This window comes from Paenibacillus marchantiophytorum (assembly GCF_014640555.1).
GTDB classification, from domain to species: Bacteria; Bacillota; Bacilli; order Paenibacillales; family NBRC-103111; genus Paenibacillus_E; species Paenibacillus_E marchantiophytorum.
In genome coordinates this window covers 241219-261800 of sequence record NZ_BMHE01000001.1, presented here as the reverse complement: position 1 = coordinate 261800, position 20582 = coordinate 241219, and the positions used below count along the sequence as shown (strand labels likewise).

The window sequence follows — 20582 nt, the reverse complement described above, 5'->3', positions numbered from 1 at the left end:
TATGCGGATTTTACACACGGGGGATTGGCATTTGGGGCGATCCCTTGAAGGGCGAAGCCGTTTGGAGGAACAGACGGCCTTTGTGGACGAGCTTGTGCGTATTGTTCAGGATGAGGCGATTGATCTGGTTTTAATTGCAGGGGATATCTACGATAGTGTGAATCCTCCTGCGGCTGCTGAGCAGCTCTTTTATGAAGGCATCGCCCGCTTGGCGGAAGGCGGGAAGAGGCATGTAGCGATTATATCGGGAAATCATGATCACCCGGATCGGCTTGCCGCCGCAGGTCCACTTGCCGCCAAACAAGGGATAACGATTATTGGACTGCCCGTACCTGAAATTCAGTCGATTGGCATAGCCAAGACAGGCGAAATGGCGCGCTTAATCGCGCTGCCTTATCCTTCGGAATCTCGACTAAAGGAGCTGTTGTCCGATATCGCCGATGAGGAAGTGCTGCGCAGCAAGTATTCGGAGCGGGTTGGAGCGCTGATTCGCAAGCAGGCCCAATTTTTCGAAGCGGATACGGTGAATTTGATTATGAGCCATTTGTATGTACTTGGCGGTCATGAGACGGAATCTGAGCGGCCGATTCAAGTAGGCGGAGCTTACACGGTGGATACGAATGCGCTGACGGCAGGCGCTCAGTACGTGGCCCTGGGGCATTTGCATAGACCGCAGAATGTCAAAGCGGCTTCCCCCATCCGCTATTGCGGATCACCGCTGGCCTACAGCTTCTCGGAAGCTGGACAAGCGAAGTCCGTTACGATCCTGGATCTGGCTCCCGGACAAGCTGCTGAGCCGAAGGAAATTTATCTGACTTCCGGCCGGCCGCTGGTGAGCTGGAAAGCCAAAGATGGCATCGGTCAGGTGCATCAATGGCTGGAAGAAGGACGAGATGCTTCAGCTTGGATCGATCTGGAAATTACGATGACTTCAGCGATGTCTATTGAGCAGATTCAAGCGCTGCGCAAAGCCTATGAGGGCTTTATTCATATTCGTCCGATATATCCAGAGATGGAAGCGGCTCGGGCAGCTGTAGCCAAAGCCGATTTATCGATGGAGGAGCATTTTACCCGGTTCTACGCGCGTCAAACCGGTGGTGCGCAGCCTGAACCAGAATTAGTGCGGTTGTTTTTGGAATTAGTACAGGAGAAAGATCTGACTGATTCATTCGGGGATTAGGAAACTAAAAGGATGAAAGGAGATCTTCGATTTGCGTCCAATTCAGTTGCAGATGTCAGGGCTTCAAAGTTATCGCGAAATGCAGACGATTCAGTTTGGGCAGTTAGTGGACGCAGGCGTTTTTGGCATATTCGGGCCGACGGGCAGCGGGAAATCATCGATTTTGGATGCGATCACACTAGCCTTATACGGTAAGGTTGAGAGAGCCAGCGGTGGCACGCAAGCCATCATGAACCATGCGGAACAAACGTTATTCGTTTCCTTTACATTTGAACTTACGAATGCGATCTGCACAGAACGATACCATGTAGAGCGGCAATTCAAGCGTGGGACGGAAATGTCCATTAACGGCACGATAACACGCCTTTTACATATCAAAGAGCAGGAAACGATTGTGCTCGCCGACAAAGCGGGAGAAGTGAATCAGCAGGTACAGATGATATTGGGGCTGTCGATGCAGGATTTTACGAGAGCGGTCGTGCTTCCGCAGGGGAAATTCGCTGAATTCCTTACGTTGACGGGGAAAGATCGGCGGCAAATGCTGCAGCGATTATTCCATTTGGAACCATATGGCGATCATTTAAGCGCCAAAGTCAGCTCCAGAGTGAAGGAAACGGATAGTTCCGTGAAACAGCTCGCTGCTGAGCAAATGGGCCTTGGGGATGCTTCGGAGCAAGCTTTGCAGGAAGCTAGTGAAAGACTTGCGCAAGCGGAGGAAGAAGCCGTTCGCAGTCGATTGCATCTTGCCCAGCAGGAAGCGAACTACGAGCAGCACAAACAGCTGTTTGGGTGGCAGCAGGAGAAAGAGAAGCTGGAGCAAGACGCCCAAAAACAGCAAGAGCAGGAATTAGCGATTCGGGAGAAAGAGCAGCTGCTCCAAAAAGCTGAGCAAGCCGATCGCGTTAAGCCTTATTTGGACCAACACAGTCTCGCTCTCGATGACGTTCGAATAAGCGGGATTCAGTTGGAGCAAATGACAACCCATCAGCAGGCAGCAGAAATCACGCATCAAACTGCGGCAGAGAAATCCGAGCATGCCCAGCAGGAATTAGCGCGAGAAGAAGGTCCGCTCATGCTGCGGCTTGACCAATTGGAGCAAGCGCTTGTTATCGAGCAGGAGTTGAATCAGGTGCAAACGCAGATTCAATCGGCTCGGCAGCAAGAAGGTGAGGCCCAATCGAATATAGCAAGGCTGCAGGCTGAAATTATGAAACAGGAAGAAACGAAGCAAAAAGCGATTTTGAAACAAACGGATCTCAAAGAAAAACTGAAAACGGTAGAGACGAGTGCGACAACAAGGCAACTTCTGCAGGGTGCGGTTCATGAGAAGAAGACGTTTGAACAGCTTCAACTGCAAGGGGCGGAAGCTCATAAAAGTAAAGCGGATAAAGCTGATGCAGTGGCGGTTTTGGAACGAAGCAAGCAGCAAGTGCTAGCCCTTCAAGAGAAATTGCAAAGCGAGTTAGCCGTATGGCTGAAGCAATCCGCGCAGACTGGGGCAGAAATTCAGAACCAACACAAACAATTCTCGGAGTTCATTCCGAATCTGCAAGATGTGCTGGACGTGCAGAAAAGACGTATGAAATTGGAAGAACGTCATGCCTTGGCTGCCATTTTGGCGAATGATTTGCAAGAAGGTGAACTTTGTCCTGTTTGTGGTTCCACTGAACATCCTCTTAGCCACGCAAAGGGAGGGCAAGCAGCCGCATCTGAGGCGAGCAAGCCGGATTCAGCAGAAGACCAAATTCATCAAGGAGAACGCCTGTTCCAGCTAGCGAAGGAGCATGTATTTACACATAATCAACTGCTGCGCAAATGGGGCGCTGTTCATCAGCAAGCCTTGGATATGTCATCTTCTTCTCATTCAACAACGAAAGAGCAAGCATCTCTTTCTTGGGAGCAAGTTGCTGCGGCAGCGACAGTACCATCAGTTGGAAGCTGGGCTGACGCGCAAGCGGGTATAACCTTAGAGGTACTTTTGCTGCAATGGAAGGAAATGGCGTCCTTTGCGCAACAGCAGCAGTCGGCTTTTGATGAATTGGAAAGCGTCTATGCCCGTCTGCATAAAGATCAGGTTCGCTATGACCAGCAGTTGGTGCAAGTGAACGCTCAATTGGAAGCGGCAGGAAATCTATGGCAGGAAGCGGACGGGAAACTAAAACTTCTTCAAATTGCCTTGGATGATCAGCGGAAGAGATGGCAAGAGACCTATGCTGAGCTGGTTTGGGAACAGGTTGAGCAGCAGCTTGACTTGCTGCTGGCGGGTGAGCGTCTTGCTGATGAACTTCGCAGCCGGATCGAGAAGAGCGTCCCTTTTCTTGAACAGTTGACGAGCACAATCGAAGGGCTCCAGCGCGAGCTGCTGGAGCAGGATCGAACGGCGCTGCAGCTGCATGAACGGCTGCTGGGCTTGGCGCAGCTCGCCGCCGACAAGTCGCGGCAGCTCGCTTTGCGCGCGCCCGGCGCGGCTGTGCCGCAGCTCATCGCGGAGGCGACCTCCGCGCTTGCGCGGCTGCGGCAGCTCGCGCAGCAGACCAAGCTCGCGCATGCGCAGGCGCAGCGCGAGCAGCTCCAGGCGGCGCAGCGCTACAGCGCCGCCGCCGAAGCCGCTGCCGCCGCGGCGCGGCAGCTCGCCCAGACCGAGCGCGCGCTGCATAGCGCGCTCGCAGAGAACGGCTTCGCGTCGCGCGAAGCCGCAGCGGCTGCGGCGCTGGCGCCTGAGCAGCGCCGCCAATGGGCGCAGCTCGCGGCATCGCAACGCGAGCGCGAGCAGGCGCTGCGCGCCCAGCTGGCGCAGCTGGCAGCGAAGCTGCAGGGCCGCGTGCTGAGCGCGGCCGAGTGGGCGCTCACACAGGCGCAGCTAAGCGCCGCCAAGGCCGCTGCGGAGGCTGCGCTGGAGGCGCGGGCCACAGCGGCGCAGGGCGCCAGCGAGCTCGCTGCGCGGCACACGCGCTGGCGTGAGCTTGAATCGCGCCGGCTCGAGCAGGCGGGGCAGCTGGAACGGCTTGGCAAGCTGCAAGCTGTGCTCAAAGCCAATGCCTTCGTCGAATACCTGGCCGAAGAGCAGCTCATGCAAGTCAGCCGCGCGGCATCGGAGCGGCTCGGTGAACTGACGCGTCGACGCTATGCGATCGAAGTCGACTCGGGCGGCGGCTTTGTCATCCGCGATGATGCCAACGGCGGGGTGAAACGGCCAGTCAGCACATTGTCCGGAGGGGAAACATTCCTCACCTCCCTGGCGCTGGCGCTCGCACTCTCCGCGCAAATCCAGCTGAAAGGGGAATACCCGCTGGAGTTCTTCTTCCTCGATGAAGGCTTCGGAACGCTGGATCAAGATCTGCTCGATATGGTGATTGGCGCGCTGGAGAAGCTGCATACGGACAGCTTGGCCGTAGGCGTTATCTCCCATGTGCCCGAGCTGCGAGCTCGACTGACGCGCAAATTAATTGTCCATCCTGCCGAACCATCCGGTCGCGGCAGTCGTATCGTTTTAGAAGAATTATAGATTTCTATGCCAAGGTTAGCGTCGCATCAGCGTCGTTAGCCTTTTTTGCTCTCTATAACTCTCTTTAGGTGAACGCAACACGCCAATTCGTACAAGTTGGCATACATTGCAACATCTTTAAAGAAGAGGAGAATGTGAATGGCTACTTTTCACGAGGCTCTAAAACATAAGAATAGAATTTCGCCTGTCCTATTAAAAAGAGCTGAGGTTACGGCCGTAGGCGTAGGTTATGCCGATCCTAATAAACCGGCTCTGGGGGCAGGCGTTATCGTGTATACGCATCAGAAGATCGTCCCATCCCGTATCAACAGCCTCAAAGGGACATTAGCCCAAGCAGGAAGCGCAGTTCCCGTACGTTTCGTGCATGCCGGCAAATTTAGTTCCCATGCGCAGAGTTCTAAACCTAAGGGAGCGAAAGCCGCTTCGTTCACAAGTCGAGTGCGTCCTGTCCCCGGTGGTGTAAGTATTGGCAGAGTGAATCCAGCTGCAACAGGAACAGCGGGTCTCATCGTGATCAAAAATAATCAGCTGTATGTGCTCAGCAATAACCATGTGTTAATCAGAGACAATTCCAGTTCTTTCTCAGCGACGCTGCAGCCTGGTCCAGCTGATGGCGGCACTGCCAGCAATGATACAATAGGCAGAGCGTTCCAGTTCGTCCGACTCCTTCCGGGAGGCGTCAATTTTCAGGATTCTGCGATTGCGATTCCGACTGCCAACAGCGTATTGAATCCTCGTTACCAAATTAGCTCTTCCGGACAATTAATTACGGTTCCGGGACATCTGCTCAGCTACCCCGTTGGGTTGCAAGTGATGAAGTCAGGGCGAACAACCGGTTTCGTCAGAGGAACGGTTGAAGCTAATAATGTGGATATTCGGGTCTCTTACGGAGGCACTTTGGGTGATTTGCTATTCCGCAATCAATCTATCATTCGAGGTAATAACGGGCCAGTGTCGCTTCCCGGAGATTCCGGCTCCGTATGGCTGCGGGCAAGTGATCGCTATGCAGCTGCGCTTAATTTTGCAGGTACGAAAGATGGTGTCCGTTCGATCAGCAATCCGATTGGCTTGGTTATGTCCACTTATGGGTTGCGTGTGGCGATCCCGGCATCCGGTCAATCGGTCAAGGCAGGTTTGATTCGCGGGGCGGCTCCTATCGGAAATCATGCTTATGTACAGCCGTTAACACAGCAGCAACGAAAACGGATACGAGCTATCCTGGTGAAATCCAGATAAATATCAATAGGAGGGCTGCTTGCTAGGTTGTTAACCTGTGAGACAGCCTCTCACTTTGTATTTTTATGAAAAGTGCTACTTTCCAGCATTCTTGACGTATTCACTTAATGACAACTCACAGACAACACAGAGGAAGGGAGTCAACTGATTTGAAGAAAGCAACTAGCAAAGTAAGCATTCTAACATTGGCTGTTGGTTTATTGGCTGCTAGTATTGCAGTTTCACCGGCACCTGTACACGCCGACATCGTGTGGGATCATTGGCAGAAAGCGGAGTCGCTTCGCGCAGAAGGCAATCAAGCCGAGGCCGTTCCGCACTGGCAGTTCCTCGCTAATCATTATGCAAGATCAGGGGAATGGGAAAATGCCGCACTCTTTTGCGGGAAATTGGATGCTTACTATGATGCAATTGGGAACTATGACCAAGCGATTTATTACTATGAGTTAGAGAATCAATATTGGGTGAAAGCAGGAAGAGACTGGGGAGCCGTCAAACTGCAGCGCGCGGATCAAATTCGAACGACGATTGAATTATATAGAACGGAACGTGATTCCTCTGAGCTTAAACGGCAAGCTTTGCCGCAAAGTGGCCGTCTCGCCAAATTTGAGCCCGCCTATGGGACATACCTAGGTATGTATTCGGAGCAGGATCCTAAAGTAGGAAACCTTTTTACGAAAACAGAATCCGTTTATGGTAAAAATCATGCCATTTACTTGGCTTACGCTCATTGGGGGCAAGGCTTCCCTGCTACTTATGCCAAACGGGCGAAAGAGGCTGGCGGAGCCTTGCAGATCGCTTGGGAACCAGATGATGGTCTGGATCCTGTGGCGGACGGAACGTATTTGCGCAAATGGGCACAGGATGCCAAGGCTGCGGGTATCCCCATTTTCCTGCGTTTTGCAGGTGAAATGAATGGCGCTTGGGTCAAATGGCACGGCAACCCTGCCCAGTACATCGCCAAATTCCGCATGCTGCATGATGTATTTGCCACAGAAGCACCTAACGTTGCCATGGTTTGGAGTCCAGGCGATGTGCCGGCGAATGATATCGACCCTTATTATCCTGGAGATGATTATGTAGATTGGGTCGGGGTAAGTTTGTACATAGAACCTTACGAAAACGGGGATCCATCTCTGCCGACAATGATTTCTACGAGCAACGTCGAAAGGCTCACGAGACTGTATAACACCTATTCAGACCGAAAGCCCTTGATGCTCAGCGAAACGGGAGTCCCGCATTATTCACATGCTGCTGACGAGGATTTTACGGAATGGGCCAAGCTTAACCTGCAGCGTCTGTATGAAATTATGCCGTACAAGTATCCGAGATTAAAAGCGATTACTTATTTTAATGTCGATCAAAAAATGACGAATGCGAAGAATGACTACTCGTTGTCGGACTCTTCGGAAATTCAGACGTACTATAGCAAGCTTATTGCGAACCCTTACTTGCTGTCCAAAGTTGCCGATGGCGCGCAGCCGTCAGATAAGCTGGGGTATGTACCAGTAAATGCCAATCACCAAGCGTTCACCAAACAGGCCGAATTCATTCCATTCGTCAAAATTCCTGACGTTTATATAGGCAAAGTGGACTATGTCTTGAATGGACGGGTTATTGCTTCGCAGACAGACTTGCCCTATGGACTCACGCTCAAGGCAGGTGAAGTGCCCGAAGGCTCTGTCATGCAGATCAAAGTTTACAACAAAGCGGGAGCTCAGGTTGCTTTGCGCACGTATGGCATCTCGTCGCAAGTATCCGTCGAATTAGACGGCAAGGAACTGACTTTTGAGCAAGCGCCTGTTATCAGGAATGGCTCAACGCTGACACCGCTTCGAGCTATATTTGAAGCGATGGGGGCAACCGTTGAATATGAGGCGGCAACGAGATCGGTTACGGCCAAAAAAGGCGGCACGACAGTGAAGTTGACCCTTGATCAGAAGACGGTTTATGTGAATGGCCAAGCCCGGCAGTTAGACGAAGCCGCCCAGTTAGTTAACGGCTATACGTTAGCTCCAGCTAGGTTTGTAGGTGAAACCTTCGGTGGAACGGTGGGTTGGGATGGTTCAAGCAGAACCGTAACGATTTCTAAGAAATAAGAATAAGTGAAACCGCTCCGTGAGCTGACTTTATGTCAGGGATTGGGGCGGTTTTCGCTTTTTCTAGGTTATCGAAATAGACATTAAACTTTATTTAGTTAAACGCATAACTTATAAATGAATTTAATAGGCGAAAGATAGCGTTATCATATTGTAATTTTGGGTAATCCGTCTTATAATCTAGTTAAACGTGTAACTAAAGAGGGGAACTCATGAAAAAACCAACAATCAAAGATGTGGCCAAAGTCGCAGGCGTTTCAGCAGCCGCAGTTTCCTATGCATTAAATGGCAGGACGGATAAGGTCTCCAATGAAACGATCGAGCGCATTAAGAAGATTATTGACACAATGAACTACATACCTGATTTCTCGGCGAGAAGCTTGGTCAAGAACCAATCCAAGCTGATTGGCATTGTGATACCACAGACGGAATCGCACAAGCAGCTTATTCTTGAAAACCCTTTCTATAGTGAAATGATCAGCGGGATCGAAGGCAAGCTGCGCGAGTACGGTTATCATCTTTTGTTATCAGGGGTGAATCAAGGTGAGAGCTATCTGGATTTATCCGTTCAGCGGAATCTGGATGGCGCCATCATGATGGGGATATATCCGGAACAATTTTATGATGGCTTTAAGAAAATTAACATTCCGATTGTGTTGATCGACAGCTACATTAACGATAGTTACTTTAAGCGGATTGGCATTGATGATGAGTATGGCGGCTATTTGGCGACAAAGTATTTGATCGATAAGGGCCACTCGAACATTGGACTGGTGACAGGAGCGATTCGCAAGGATGGCGTCGTCGAGAAAAGGTTCCTCGGCTACAAGCGAGCGATTCGCGAGGCCAATTTCTTTTATAATCCGGACTATGTGTTTGAAGAATCTATGAGTTATGAGCATGGTGTGGCGGCGGGTCAGTTGATAGCCAAGAAATTCCCGGAAATTACCGCAGTGTTCGCAACTGGCGATATGGTTGCATTCGGAGCCATCCGGAGTTTGGTGGATCAAGGTAAAAAGGTGCCCGAAGATATTTCGGTTATTGGCTTTGATGACATTACCATGTCCAAAATGTTTATTCCGCCACTCACCACGGTCCGCCAAAATATTACGGAAAAAGGCGCAATTGCTGCTGAGCATCTCATTCATATGATTCAAGGCGGCGTGGAACAAGAAGCCAATGAAATAATGCTGCCGCTCACGATTGTGGAGAGAGCCACAGTGAGAGTCAAGGACTAACCATCATGTGGGGAACCGGAAAAGGAGATTGTTGTCATGGTAGGACAAAATAAACTATCCAAAGTCGTTGTTATTATCGGATTTTTACTTCCAAGCTTAGCTGGGCTGCTGCTCTTCCAACTCGTGCCGATGCTCTCGTCGGCCGTTATCAGCTTTACGAACTGGGATTTGCTAACTCCGGCAAAGTTTGTTGGGATCGATAATTACAGCGAAGCTTTGCAAGATGAGAAAACGCTTACATCATTGCTTAACATTTTGCAGTACATCGTTGGCTATATACCTTCTGTCTTGATCTTCGGCTTGCTGTTTGCTGTTTTATTGAATAGAAAGCTAACGGGGATAAAGCTGTATCGCATTTTTATCTTTGTGCCGGTGATCACTTCATGGGTGGCTGTTTCCATCGTCTGGCGCTGGTTATTGAACGGACAAAGCGGACTGATTAACTACTTATTGTCACTGATCGGTGTTCAAGGTCCCGTTTGGCTGCAAGATTTTGTGTGGGCGATGCCTTCGATTATTGCCGTGAGCGTGTGGAAAGATATCGGTTATGTAACGGTCATTCTTCTCGCTGGGCTGCAGGACATTTCGGAAGACTATTACGAAGCGGCGACGATCGACGGCGCTGGCGGTTTTCAACAATTTTTCCGTGTTACGCTGCCGCTGCTGACACCTAGTATATTTTTCGTGCTCGTTATTTCGCTGATCAATGGCTTCCAGTTGTTCGATCAAGTGCTGGTCATGACAGGCGGCGGACCGGCAGGGCAAACGAGCACACTTGTGCAGCAAATTTATGGGAATGCTTTTCAAAGCTATAAGATGGGCTTTGCTTCCGCGCAGTCCTGGATCTTGTTTGTAATCATTTTCCTCGTGACGATCATTCAGCAGCAGCTTCAGAAAAGGTGGGTTACTTATGACAGATAAATACATGCCGTATCGCAACCTGCTTTCACATCTCATCTTGATCGTGGCGGCTGTTGTCCTCATGTTTCCTTTTGTTTGGATGCTTTCAGGCTCCTTCAAAGATAACCTGGAAGTCGTCAGGATGCCGCCGAATTTGATTCCCGACACGTTTAAGTTCAGCAACTACGTGGAAATTACCAAATACTTTCCAATCTATCGATTTTTGGGCAATAGTGTAGCCGTTTCATTCGTAACGACAATTGCACAAATCGTTGTATGTGCGATGGCGGCGTTTGTTTTCGCGAAAATTCCTTTTCGAGGGAGGGAGACGTTATTCGTTCTTTATCTCATTACGATGATGATACCGATGCAGGTCACGATGACACCGCTCTTTATCGTGTTTCAGAAGCTGCATTTAACCAATACGTATTTGGGACTCATTTTACCTGGTATCTTCAGCGCTTACGGTACTTTCCTGCTTAGACAGCATATCATGACGATTCCCGATCCGCTGATTGAGGCGGCTAGAATGGATGGAGCTTCTTATGTGAGAGTGTTCGCAAGTGTCATACTTCCGTTAAGCAAGCCTGCGCTCGCGACTTTGGCAATCTTTGCTTTCATGGCTTCGTGGAACAATTTTTTGTGGCCGCTAATTATTACAAGTGATAAGGAGTTGATGACGCTACCTATTGGGCTCAGTAAATTACAGGGCAGATGGGCGACAGAATGGAACATTCTGATGGCGGGCAATGTGATTAGTTTTATTCCGATATTCATCGTGTTTTTGTTTGCATCCAGATACTTCATTAAGGGAATGACCATGAGCGGTGTCAAAGGTTAACGAGAGGGGTGATGTGCGGCAGAAGATTCGAATTGCCATCGTGTAAGGAATTGTCGAAGAAAATTTGAGATGAAAAGAGGGTTTATACATGGTAGTGAAAAAAGCGGGATGGGTCGTAGCTTTAAGTGTTGTCGTTTCTCTTGCGGCAACGGGGTGTGGATCGGATAAAAAGCCTGGGGAAGCATCAGCAGCGCCTAAGCAAGAGCCAACGGCCGCAGCAACAGCAGCGGCAACGCCGGAGACAAAGAAAGATCCGGTTACACTCAAGTTCATGCAGTATACCGCAAGCGGCTCACAAGAGCAGACATTAAGCGATATGGTGAAAGCGTTCGAGACGGCCAATCCTGACGTGAAGGTCAAAGTGGATATCGTCGACTACAATAATTACTACACGAAACTCAATACGCAGCTTGCATCGGGGGATGCGCCTGACGTATTTGAGGTCGGATATGAAAACTTTGTCTCTTATGCTGCGAAAAATACATTGAAAGACTTGACGCCGATCATTGCGAAGGACACGACGTTCAAGCCGGAAATCTACAAAGGTCTCGCCTATGACTCTTTCAAATATCAAAACAAGCAATATGGCGTCGTAGAGTCTTTTTCGGACGTAGTTCTTTTCTATAATAAGGACTTGTTTGACAAAAAGCAAGTTGAGTACCCGAAGGCCGATTGGACGTGGAAGCAGGAGCTTGAAGCAGCTCAGAAGCTGACGGATGCCAAAAGTGGTGTCTGGGGAACGTACTCGCCGATTCAATTCTATGAGTTTTATAAGACGATTGCTCAGAACGGCGGCGGGATTTGGAGTGCTGATGGGAAACCGACCGTAAACAGTAAAGAAAATATCGAGGCATTGAATTGGATGCTGGATAAAGCAAAGAAATATAAAGTCTCTCCTGCGCTTAACGATGATACGTTTAATCAACCGGACGCTGATTTGAATGCTTTCAAGGCAGGCAAAATCGCGATGCTTCGTGGCGGGATCTGGAACTTCAGCCGCTTTGCCGATGCTCCTTTCAAATGGGATATTGCCCTGGAACCAGGCAACACGAAGAAAGCTCACCATTTCTTTGCCGATGGATTAGTCGTATCCGACAAAACGAAAAATGCCGACGCGGCATGGAAATTCATCAAATTCATGTCCTCAGATCCTGCGGTTGTCAGCAAGCGGATTGAGAAAGGTTGGAGCGTGCCAGCTGTCTCCGATGAAAAAGTGATGCAAGCTTATTTCAAACAAACGCCACCTGAATCGAAGAAAGTCGTTCTTGAAGCTTTGAATACTCTTGTATTGACCCCTGTTGGGCCCATTCCGGACAAATGGAATGATCTGACGAAAGCAATCGGTGATGAATTGGATAAAGCGAAGCTGAAATCCGATTACACAGCAGAAAAAGCGCTGAATGAAGCGCAGGCCAAAATTGAGAAACTAGTAGCTAAATAGAAGAAAAGCAGGCGTAGAGTCAGCAAAAAAAAGGGGCATTGTTGCGGCAAGAGCCCCTTTATTTAACTACGATGCGCTATTCAAGCTAAAAGTGTCATTTTCGGTAGGGTGAGGGAACGACAGGTCGCTATTTTTCCGTTTCATGGGAATTTTCAACGTATTTGTGGAAATAAGACCCTGTAGTTTCGCTATTACCCATGCCCCCTACTTTTTTCCTAATTAGCGTCCTCTATTTCCCTTACAAGGTTTTGCCGCTAAGGAGAGACTGATCTATCAGGGCGGTGAAGCCGTTTTTCTTTTTTAACTTTTAAGAGAAGCAGGAGGCTTATTGTGCAAACACAACATACACAATCTAATCTGGATTTCGTTCTGGATGAACATACAGGTCAAGTAACAATCACTGGGCACAGGGCTGCTAATCGCGATCTGGTGTTTTTGAGCTATGCGCTCATTCAGCGAGGCGAGGCTGATCGTGCCTTGCCGCTGCTTCGATTGTTGCAAAGCAGATCAGGTCATAAGGAAGATCGAGATCAAGTTCTACTGACAGATGCTGCGCTCGTTCTATGGGTGGTCGGAGAATATGTGAAGGCGACGGATGATCTGGCGTTTAAAACGGAGCTGGGTAGTTATACAGCGGCAACGACGCTTTATCTGGAGGCGAACTGGCAGAAGCCGCAGCCTCATTGGCTAACGGATGGAAGCGAGGGTATTTATTTAAGCCACCTGGCCATTTATTTCGCTGCGCTGCAAGTCAATGTTCAGAACGGCATTGGCGAACGTGGCGTGCGTCTGCTCAAAGCGATTCGTGAACTCCTGTTTGCCAGCATGATTAAAGACGGACGAGTAATCAGTCAATTGGGGGATACCGCCATACATGGCGATATTGTCACTGCAGCTATTCCATTCGGTTTACTGGGTATTGAAGATCGAATATTAATTGAAGCGTTGTACGAATTGGAAGAGACGCTAGTTGAACAAGGCGTGAGATTTAAAGTAGGCGACACGTCATACGGCGGTTGTGAGCGACCGGATCTGACCTGCTTGCTCGCTTGGTACTACGCCAAAAAAGGCGATACCGTAAGGGCCAAAGAACTGCTTGCGCACGTAGAGAACTTACTCGAGAAGCAGGGGCGGCTGCCGGAAGTGGATATCGCCACAGCCAAGGAGCCTCTGCTGCTGACGCATTCACTAGAACGCTATGGTGAGCCTGATGTAAGCGTCTTGAGCTCTATCTTGGTGACACTTACGCAGGCCTCGCTGCTTTCTGGCAAGTCCAACAAGGATGAATTGGACAGTGTTCGCTTGATTCATCAACCAACGGGTTACGATGATCCGTATGTCATCCTGTCTTATGAGCGTTTTCCCCGGGAACCTCAAGCGGGGGATACGGTGATCGTGCGATTGCTGACTCAGCCTTTTCAGGCGAGTCAGATCGTCTCTGTGCAGGCTGCCGTGAATGGTATTCCGGCAGCTGAGGCCGTCCCCGCCGTCATGAAAGTGATGGATGGCGGAGAGAAGGTCTGGGAAGCGCAGCTGGGCCCATACCTCGCAGGTGACGAGGTGAGCTATGCTTTCGCGCTTCAACAGGGAGGCAAGTCGCAGCGTTCGGCGACTTACAGCTTTCACGTGCGGGCTTGGGTGCCGCTGGCGCACGTCCGTGCTTTGGAGACGACGGAGGACGGCTTCGTCGCCTTGTTGGCCTACGGCGCGGAGGCTTCGCGCACCGCTGCCTTAACGTTCCGCGCCGACGCGAGCGGCGCTGTGCAGGTGACGTTCGCCGCAGATGGCGAACCGGCGAATGGCCAGCCGGCGCAGCAGGCGGCTGTTGCGGTTGGGCGCGCACGGCTGGAAGCCGACGTGCGCGAGGGCAAGCTCGCGCTGGTGCTGCGCAGCGCGGAGGGCGAGCTGATGGAGGGCTTCGCCGCCGAAGGGAAGCCTCTTGTCGAGGCGCTAATCGACGGCGCGGGCTTGCTCCATAAGGTGCGGCTGAACTTCCGGACGAAGCCGGAGCATCGCTGGTTTGGGATGGGCGAGCGCTTCTGCCATTATGAGTACTCGGGTCAAGAAGTGGACCAATATGTGTACAATCAGTACCGGGATCAAGGCTTGAAGACGTACATGCCGGTTCCGTTTGCGATTTCCTCCGGCGGGTATGCTCTCTTCGTGGATACGCCGCTTTACTCGACATTCCGTTTTCACACACGGTTATCTGACCTAGTTGAAGTGGAAGTCGATGTATCAAGCGCCAAGCAGCAAGTCGCAGCTTATCTATTTGCCGATGAACCGCTGGCTATGGTTGGGCAATTTACACAGCTATCCGGCAGACCTATGCTGCCGCCAAAATGGTCATTTGGCCCTTGGATGTCCAGCAATAACTGGGACTCTCAAGCTGAGGTTCTGAAGCAGGCGGAGCTGACCGCCCGATATCAAATTCCGTCTACGGTGCTTGTCATTGAGCAATGGAGCGACGAGGCGACCTTTTATATTTTCAACGATGCGCAGTACGAGGTCAGAGATGGCAGCGAGCCTTTCCGCTATGACGATTTCCAGTTTCCGGAGTGGGGGCGTTGGCCGAGCCCCAAAACAATGGTTGATGAGCTGCATAACCAGGGCTTGAAAGTGCTGCTATGGCAAATTCCGATCCACAAACATATGTATGGCGTTGCGCATGGTCAGCGCGATCAGGATGAAATAACTCTCCTGAAACAAGGGTATGAGGTAAAGACAGCGACAGGCGAAGCATACACATTACCGTACAACTGGTTTAAGGATAGTCATATTATCGACTTTACGAACCCGGAAGCGTCGAAGTGGTGGTTCGATAAACGCCAGTATCTAGCTGATGAAATCGGTGTGGATGGCTTCAAAACCGATGGCGGTGAATTTGTTTTCGGTCATGATTTGCAGTTCTTTGACGGGTCAACGGGTCGTGAAATGCGCAATTTATATCCCAATTTGTATGTGGGCAGCTATTACGATTTCATTGGGAAATATGCCCAGGATGGCGGCATTACGTTCAGTCGAGCGGGTTATACAGGCGCACAGCGGTACCCTTTGCATTGGGCTGGAGATGAGCGTTCAACCTTCGAGGCCTTCCGATCCTCTATGATCGCAGGACTATCCAGCAGTATGTCGGGGATTCCGTTCTGGGGTTGGGATTTGGGCGGCTTTCATGGTGACATTCCGACGGCTGAGCTGTTCGTGAGATCCACGCAAATGGCTGCGTTCTGCCCAGTGATGCAATATCATGCCGAGACCAAGGGGGAGTTCAACCAAGACAGGACGCCTTGGAACATCGCAGAACGTACGGGGCAGCCGATCGTGATCGATTTGTATAAGAAATACGCTGATATTCGGATGAATCTCTTGCCTTATATTTATGATCAGGCGATTCGTACCAGCCGAACCGGACTGCCGATGATGCGGGCGATGTCGCTGCAATATCCTGCAGATCCGCATTGCACAGAGATGATCAGCCAATACATGTTTGGCGAAAGTTTGCTGGTGGCTCCTGTCATGGCAGAAGGACATTACTCCAAGGAGGTTTATTTCCCTGAGGGAACGTGGCTTTCCCTGCAAGAACAGGAAGAGATTCAGGGAGGATGTTTGTTGAAAGTAGTTGCACCTCTAGCAAGCATCCCTGTTTATCAGAAGCAAAATAGTGTGATTGCCCTTCATTTGGGGGAGGATTATTCGCTGGGCGATCATGTTGGCAATCGGGTTGATCGCTATGAGCATTTGTGTTTGCGAGTTTATGTGACTTCAGAACTGGAAACGGAGTTCGAGGATGACTTGGGTAATCATTTGGTTATTACGGCGAAGCGCGATCAGGCTGAGGTTCAGCTGCAATGGTCCGGCCAAATGAATCAAGCGGTTACGTTCATGTTGTACCAACCGGATGGGGCAGCACATGTGACGTCATCTGGAATTCAGTTATCCACAGTTGATGATGTCGAACAATTAAAGCCGGGACAGTATGTCATTTTCCGTAAAGATGTGGTCATTGCCACGGAGGAATCGGCAGGAAGTCTGGTGATAGAAGGGTGATTCTGTTCGGTTTTCCTCACTGTGGTGATTTCTCGGAATCCTATCATGCTTGGAGCGGCGAATTGCCAGCAAGCATAAGATTCCATGGTGTGGAGCTGCTGCAAACCGGATTGTCCATGCGTGAGGTGTATTCTGCTCGTTGGGAACAAGCGCTGGAAGAAGCTGTCCTATCCATTAGCAAGCAGTTGGTGCCTAATGAAGAATATGTCTTCGTAGGCCATTGCTGGGGTAGTTTACTTGCCTTTGAGGTTAGCCATCGCTTAATGGGTGCTGGTCTGAGGGAACCGAGCCACTTGTTTCTGTCTGGATGCAGCGCCCCGCATCTGCTGCGAACTCGCAGTGAAGCAGGTGGGCTTCAGAAGGAGGATTTTGGCTGCCAGCCTGTGGGGGAATATCGTCCGCCGGTCGATCGTGAGCAGCTTCGTTCGAGGATTAGCGTGTTCACTGGGAATAAAGATGAACATGCGATGATTGATCAACTATCGGAATGGAGTCGTTATACGTCCAAAATCTGCGACGTGCATGTCTGTGAAGGGAATCATGCCTTCTGGCAAGCGGATATCATCCGCTGGCTGCAGGTAGCCCAAACGATTGTGGAAAGAGAATACATGACATAAAGAATCGGCGGTTCCAAGAGATGGAGACTCGGAACCGCTATATACGTGAGAGGGGTGATGCCTGGAGCTGCGCATAGATGACGAGTAGGCAAGTTGGTTGGTGACTCATCGTGGTGCCCGTTCAGAGGAACAAAATTTGAGTGTGGAAGGGGAAAAAATTATGCATGTAAGAAAGCTGTCTGCACTGATGCGATTTGGATTTTCGTTTATGCTTTGTTTCTTCTTGGTCGTCCCGTCGATCTACGCTATTGATGGTGTGTATCATGCTCCGTATGGTATTGATGATTTATATGAGATTCAGGCTACGGAACGAAGTCCAAGGGATCCTGTCGCAGGTGATACGGTTTATATCAAAATAACGACTTGGCCTATTGAATCCGGACAGAGCGTGTGGGTAACCTGGACCAAAAATAGTGTCAGTCAAACGGCGGTCGGAGCGGCATATAAATACAACAGCGGCAACAATACGTATTGGGAGGCCAATCTCGGCAGTTTTGCCAAAGGGGATGTGATTAGTTATACCGTTCATGGCAACAAGGACGGTGCGAATGAAAAGACCAATGGCCCCTATACATTCACTGTGACTGGCTGGGAGTCGGTCAGCAGTGTAGGCTCGATCACGAACAATACGAATCGTGTTGTGCTGAATGCAGTCGCAAATACAGGCACAATGACGCCTAAGATCAATCTTTCCTTTGCAGCGGATGATGTGCTGCGAGTGCAGGTTTCACCGACGGGTACCGGCACTCTAAACACTGGCCTTAGCAATTATACGGTTTCGGATACGGCATCAACGACTTGGCTTACAACGTCCAAATTGAAGGTGAAGGTGGATAAGAATCCATTCAAGCTTAGTGTGTATAAACCGGATGGGACTACGCTGATTGCCCGTCAATATGACAGCACCACGAATCGCAATATTGCTTGGCTGACCAATGGCAGCACCGTCATCAACAAGCTGGAAGATCATTTTTATTCCCCGGCAGCCGAGGAGTTTTTCGGCTTTGGCGAGCACTACAACAACTTTCGCAAACGGGGCACGGATGTAGACACCTATGTGTACAATCAATACAAAAATCAGAATGACCGAACGTACATGGCGATTCCTTTTATGCTTAACAGCAGTGGTTATGGCATCTTCGTTAATTCAACGTATTACTCCAAATTCCGCTTGGCTACAGAACGAACCGATATGTTCAGCTTTACAGCTGATACAGGGGGCAGCGCCGCCTCTACACTGGATTATTATTTCATTTACGGAAATGATTTGAATAATGTGGTAGGCAACTATGCCAATATTACAGGCAAGCCGACGGCATTGCCGAAATGGGCTTTCGGTTTATGGATGTCAGCCAATGAATGGGATCGTCAGTCCAAGGTCTCGACAGCCATTACCAATGCGAATACCAACAATATTCCTGCAACGGCTGTGGTTCTTGAACAATGGAGTGATGAGAACACATTTTACATTTTTAATGATGCAACGTATACACCTAAGACGGGCAGCGCTGCCCATGCCTATACGGATTTCACGTTCAATGGCAAATGGACGGATCCTAAAGCCATGGCCGACAACGTGCATAATAATGGGATGAAGCTTGTGTTGTGGCAGGTTCCGATTCAGAAATGGACGGCATCTGCTTACACCCAGAAAGATAATGACGAAGCCTACATGGTAGCGCAAAATTATGCCGTAGGCAACGGCAGCGGAGGCCAATATCGGATACCGGCTGGACAGTGGTTCGAGAATAGCTTGCTGCTTGATTTCACGAATACAACGGCCAAGAACTGGTGGATGTCCAAACGTGCCTATCTGTTTGATGGCGTTGGCATTGATGGCTTCAAAACGGATGGCGGTGAAATGGTGTGGGGCCGTTCGAATACGTTTTCCAATGGTAAAAAAGGCGATGAAATGCGCAATCAATACCCGAATGAGTATGTAAAAGCGTATAACGAATATGCTCGTTCGAAGAAAAGCAATGCCGTCTCGTTCAGTCGTTCCGGTACGCAAGGTGCCCAAGCGAATCAGATTTTCTGGTCCGGTGACCAAGAGTCGACGTTTGGCGCTTTCCAACAGGCTGTCAATGCGGGACTTACCGCCAGTATGTCAGGCGTTCCTTACTGGAGCTGGGATATGGCCGGCTTCACGGGCTCCTATCCATCGGCTGAATTGTACAAACGGGCAACTGAAATGGCTGCATTTGCTCCTATCATGCAGTTCCATTCGGAATCGAATGGCAGTTCAGGCATTAACGAAGAACGCTCCCCATGGAACGCCCAAGCGCGTACGGGCGACAACACGATCATTAACCATTTTGCCAAATACACGAATACCCGGATGAATCTGCTGCCTTACATTTATAGTGAGGCGAAGAAAGCAAGCGATACCGGTGTGCCCGTGATGCGTGCGATGGTGCTTGACAATCCGACGGATACGAACACTTACGGATTGAATCAGCAGTATATGTTTGGCAGTAATTTACTCGTTGCGCCTGTGCTGAATCAAGGTGAAACGAACAAGAGCATTTATCTTCCCCAAGGCGACTGGGTTGATTTCTGGTTCGGTGCGCAGCGTCCAGGCGGACGGACGATCAGCTACTATGCAGGAGTCGATGATCTTCCTGTCTTTGTGAAGTCAGGCAGCATACTCCCGCTCAATTTGAATGCGCAATATCAGCTTGGCGGGACGATTGGGAACAGTTTGACGAGTTATACGAATCTGGCCTTCCGCATTTATCCGCTAGGGACAACAACATATGACTGGAACGATGACATTGGCGGTTCCGTGAAAACAATCACCTCTACCGAACAATATGGATTGAATAAAGAAACGGTGTCAGTCCCGGCTATTAATTCCACCAAAACCTTGCAAGTGTTCACAACCAAACCGTCTTCTGTTACTGTTGGCGGATCTGCGATGACGGAATACAGCACTTTATCCGCCTTAATTGGCGCTTCGACAGGCTGGTACTATGACACCGTTCAGAAATTCACGTATGCAAAGCTTGGGGCAAGTGCTTCTGCTCAATCTGTTGTGCTGAATGGCGTGAATAAAGTCGAGTATGAAGCTGAGTTTGCCGCTCTGACCAGCGTAACTACGAACACGAATCATACGGGTTACACGGGCACTGGATTTGTGGATGGCTTCGATACGGTGGGAGACAATGTTTCCTTCGATGTTTCTGTTAAAGCCGCAGGCACCTATACGTTGAAGGTGCGCTATTCCTCGGGGGCCGGCAATGGGTCTCGCGCCATCTATGTCAATAACACCAAAGTAACGGACCTTGCTTTACCGCTGACAACGAACTGGGATACCTGGGGAACGGCAACGGTTAACGTAACGTTAACTGCAGGTCTCAACACAGTGAAAGTTAGTTATGATAGCACAAACACACTTGGCATTAATCTCGATCACATAGCTATCGTAGAGCACTAAAAGCTGGGAGGGCTTGGCCCTCCCTTATTTCCTTAGCGAAAGGGA

The 20582-nt window shown here is 50.0% G+C and carries 11 protein-coding genes; all 11 read left to right on the top strand.

Features of this window, described 5'->3' with window-relative positions:
- The first annotated feature begins 1 nt into the window (after position 1).
- The 11 genes from IEY34_RS01205 (at position 2) to IEY34_RS01155 (ending at position 20537) form a co-directional block, all read left to right on the top strand.
- Entirely contained in the window at positions 2 to 1180 is a 1179-nt protein-coding gene (locus IEY34_RS01205; protein ID WP_189006416.1) for an exonuclease SbcCD subunit D, read from the top strand.
- 31 nt (positions 1181 to 1211) lie between these two features.
- Positions 1212 to 4685, top strand: coding sequence for an AAA family ATPase (locus IEY34_RS01200; RefSeq protein WP_189006413.1), 3474 nt, complete (start codon positions 1212 to 1214; stop codon positions 4683 to 4685).
- Between the two features lie 138 nt (positions 4686 to 4823).
- Positions 4824 to 5921, top strand: a complete 1098-nt coding sequence (locus IEY34_RS01195) for a chymotrypsin family serine protease (protein WP_229757404.1) — start codon at positions 4824 to 4826, stop codon at positions 5919 to 5921.
- A 149-nt stretch (positions 5922 to 6070) separates the two neighbouring features.
- Positions 6071 to 8017 (top strand): stalk domain-containing protein, encoded by a 1947-nt coding sequence (locus tag IEY34_RS01190; protein WP_189006411.1) that lies wholly within the window; start codon positions 6071 to 6073, stop codon positions 8015 to 8017.
- A gap of 212 nt (positions 8018 to 8229) precedes the next feature.
- Entirely contained in the window at positions 8230 to 9255 is a 1026-nt protein-coding gene (locus IEY34_RS01185) for a LacI family DNA-binding transcriptional regulator (protein ID WP_189006408.1), read from the top strand.
- Between the two features lie 36 nt (positions 9256 to 9291).
- The gene (locus IEY34_RS01180; protein ID WP_189006405.1) at positions 9292 to 10176 is read left to right on the top strand and encodes a carbohydrate ABC transporter permease; all 885 of its coding nucleotides are present in this window, start codon (positions 9292 to 9294) and stop codon (positions 10174 to 10176) included.
- Complete coding sequence (locus IEY34_RS01175) at positions 10166 to 10996, top strand: carbohydrate ABC transporter permease (protein WP_189006402.1); 831 nt, start codon at positions 10166 to 10168, stop codon at positions 10994 to 10996. The genes IEY34_RS01180 and IEY34_RS01175 overlap by 11 nt, the downstream gene beginning before the upstream one ends.
- Positions 10997 to 11084: 88 nt before the next feature.
- Positions 11085 to 12437 carry an ABC transporter substrate-binding protein gene (locus tag IEY34_RS01170; RefSeq protein WP_189006399.1) on the top strand — a complete coding sequence of 451 codons (1353 nt, stop codon included), beginning with the start codon at positions 11085 to 11087 and terminating at the stop codon, positions 12435 to 12437.
- Positions 12438 to 12767: 330 nt separating this feature from the next.
- A complete protein-coding gene (locus IEY34_RS01165; RefSeq protein ID WP_189006396.1) occupies positions 12768 to 16484 on the top strand; it encodes a glycoside hydrolase family 31 protein in 3717 nt (1238 codons plus the stop codon).
- The gene (locus IEY34_RS01160) at positions 16481 to 17101 is read left to right on the top strand and encodes a thioesterase II family protein (RefSeq protein ID WP_189006393.1); all 621 of its coding nucleotides are present in this window, start codon (positions 16481 to 16483) and stop codon (positions 17099 to 17101) included. The genes IEY34_RS01165 and IEY34_RS01160 overlap by 4 nt, the downstream gene beginning before the upstream one ends.
- Positions 17102 to 17261: 160 nt before the next feature.
- On the top strand, positions 17262 to 20537 hold the full coding sequence (locus IEY34_RS01155) for a TIM-barrel domain-containing protein (RefSeq protein ID WP_229757403.1): 3276 nt from the start codon (positions 17262 to 17264) through the stop codon (positions 20535 to 20537).
- Positions 20538 to 20582: the final 45 nt, after the last annotated feature.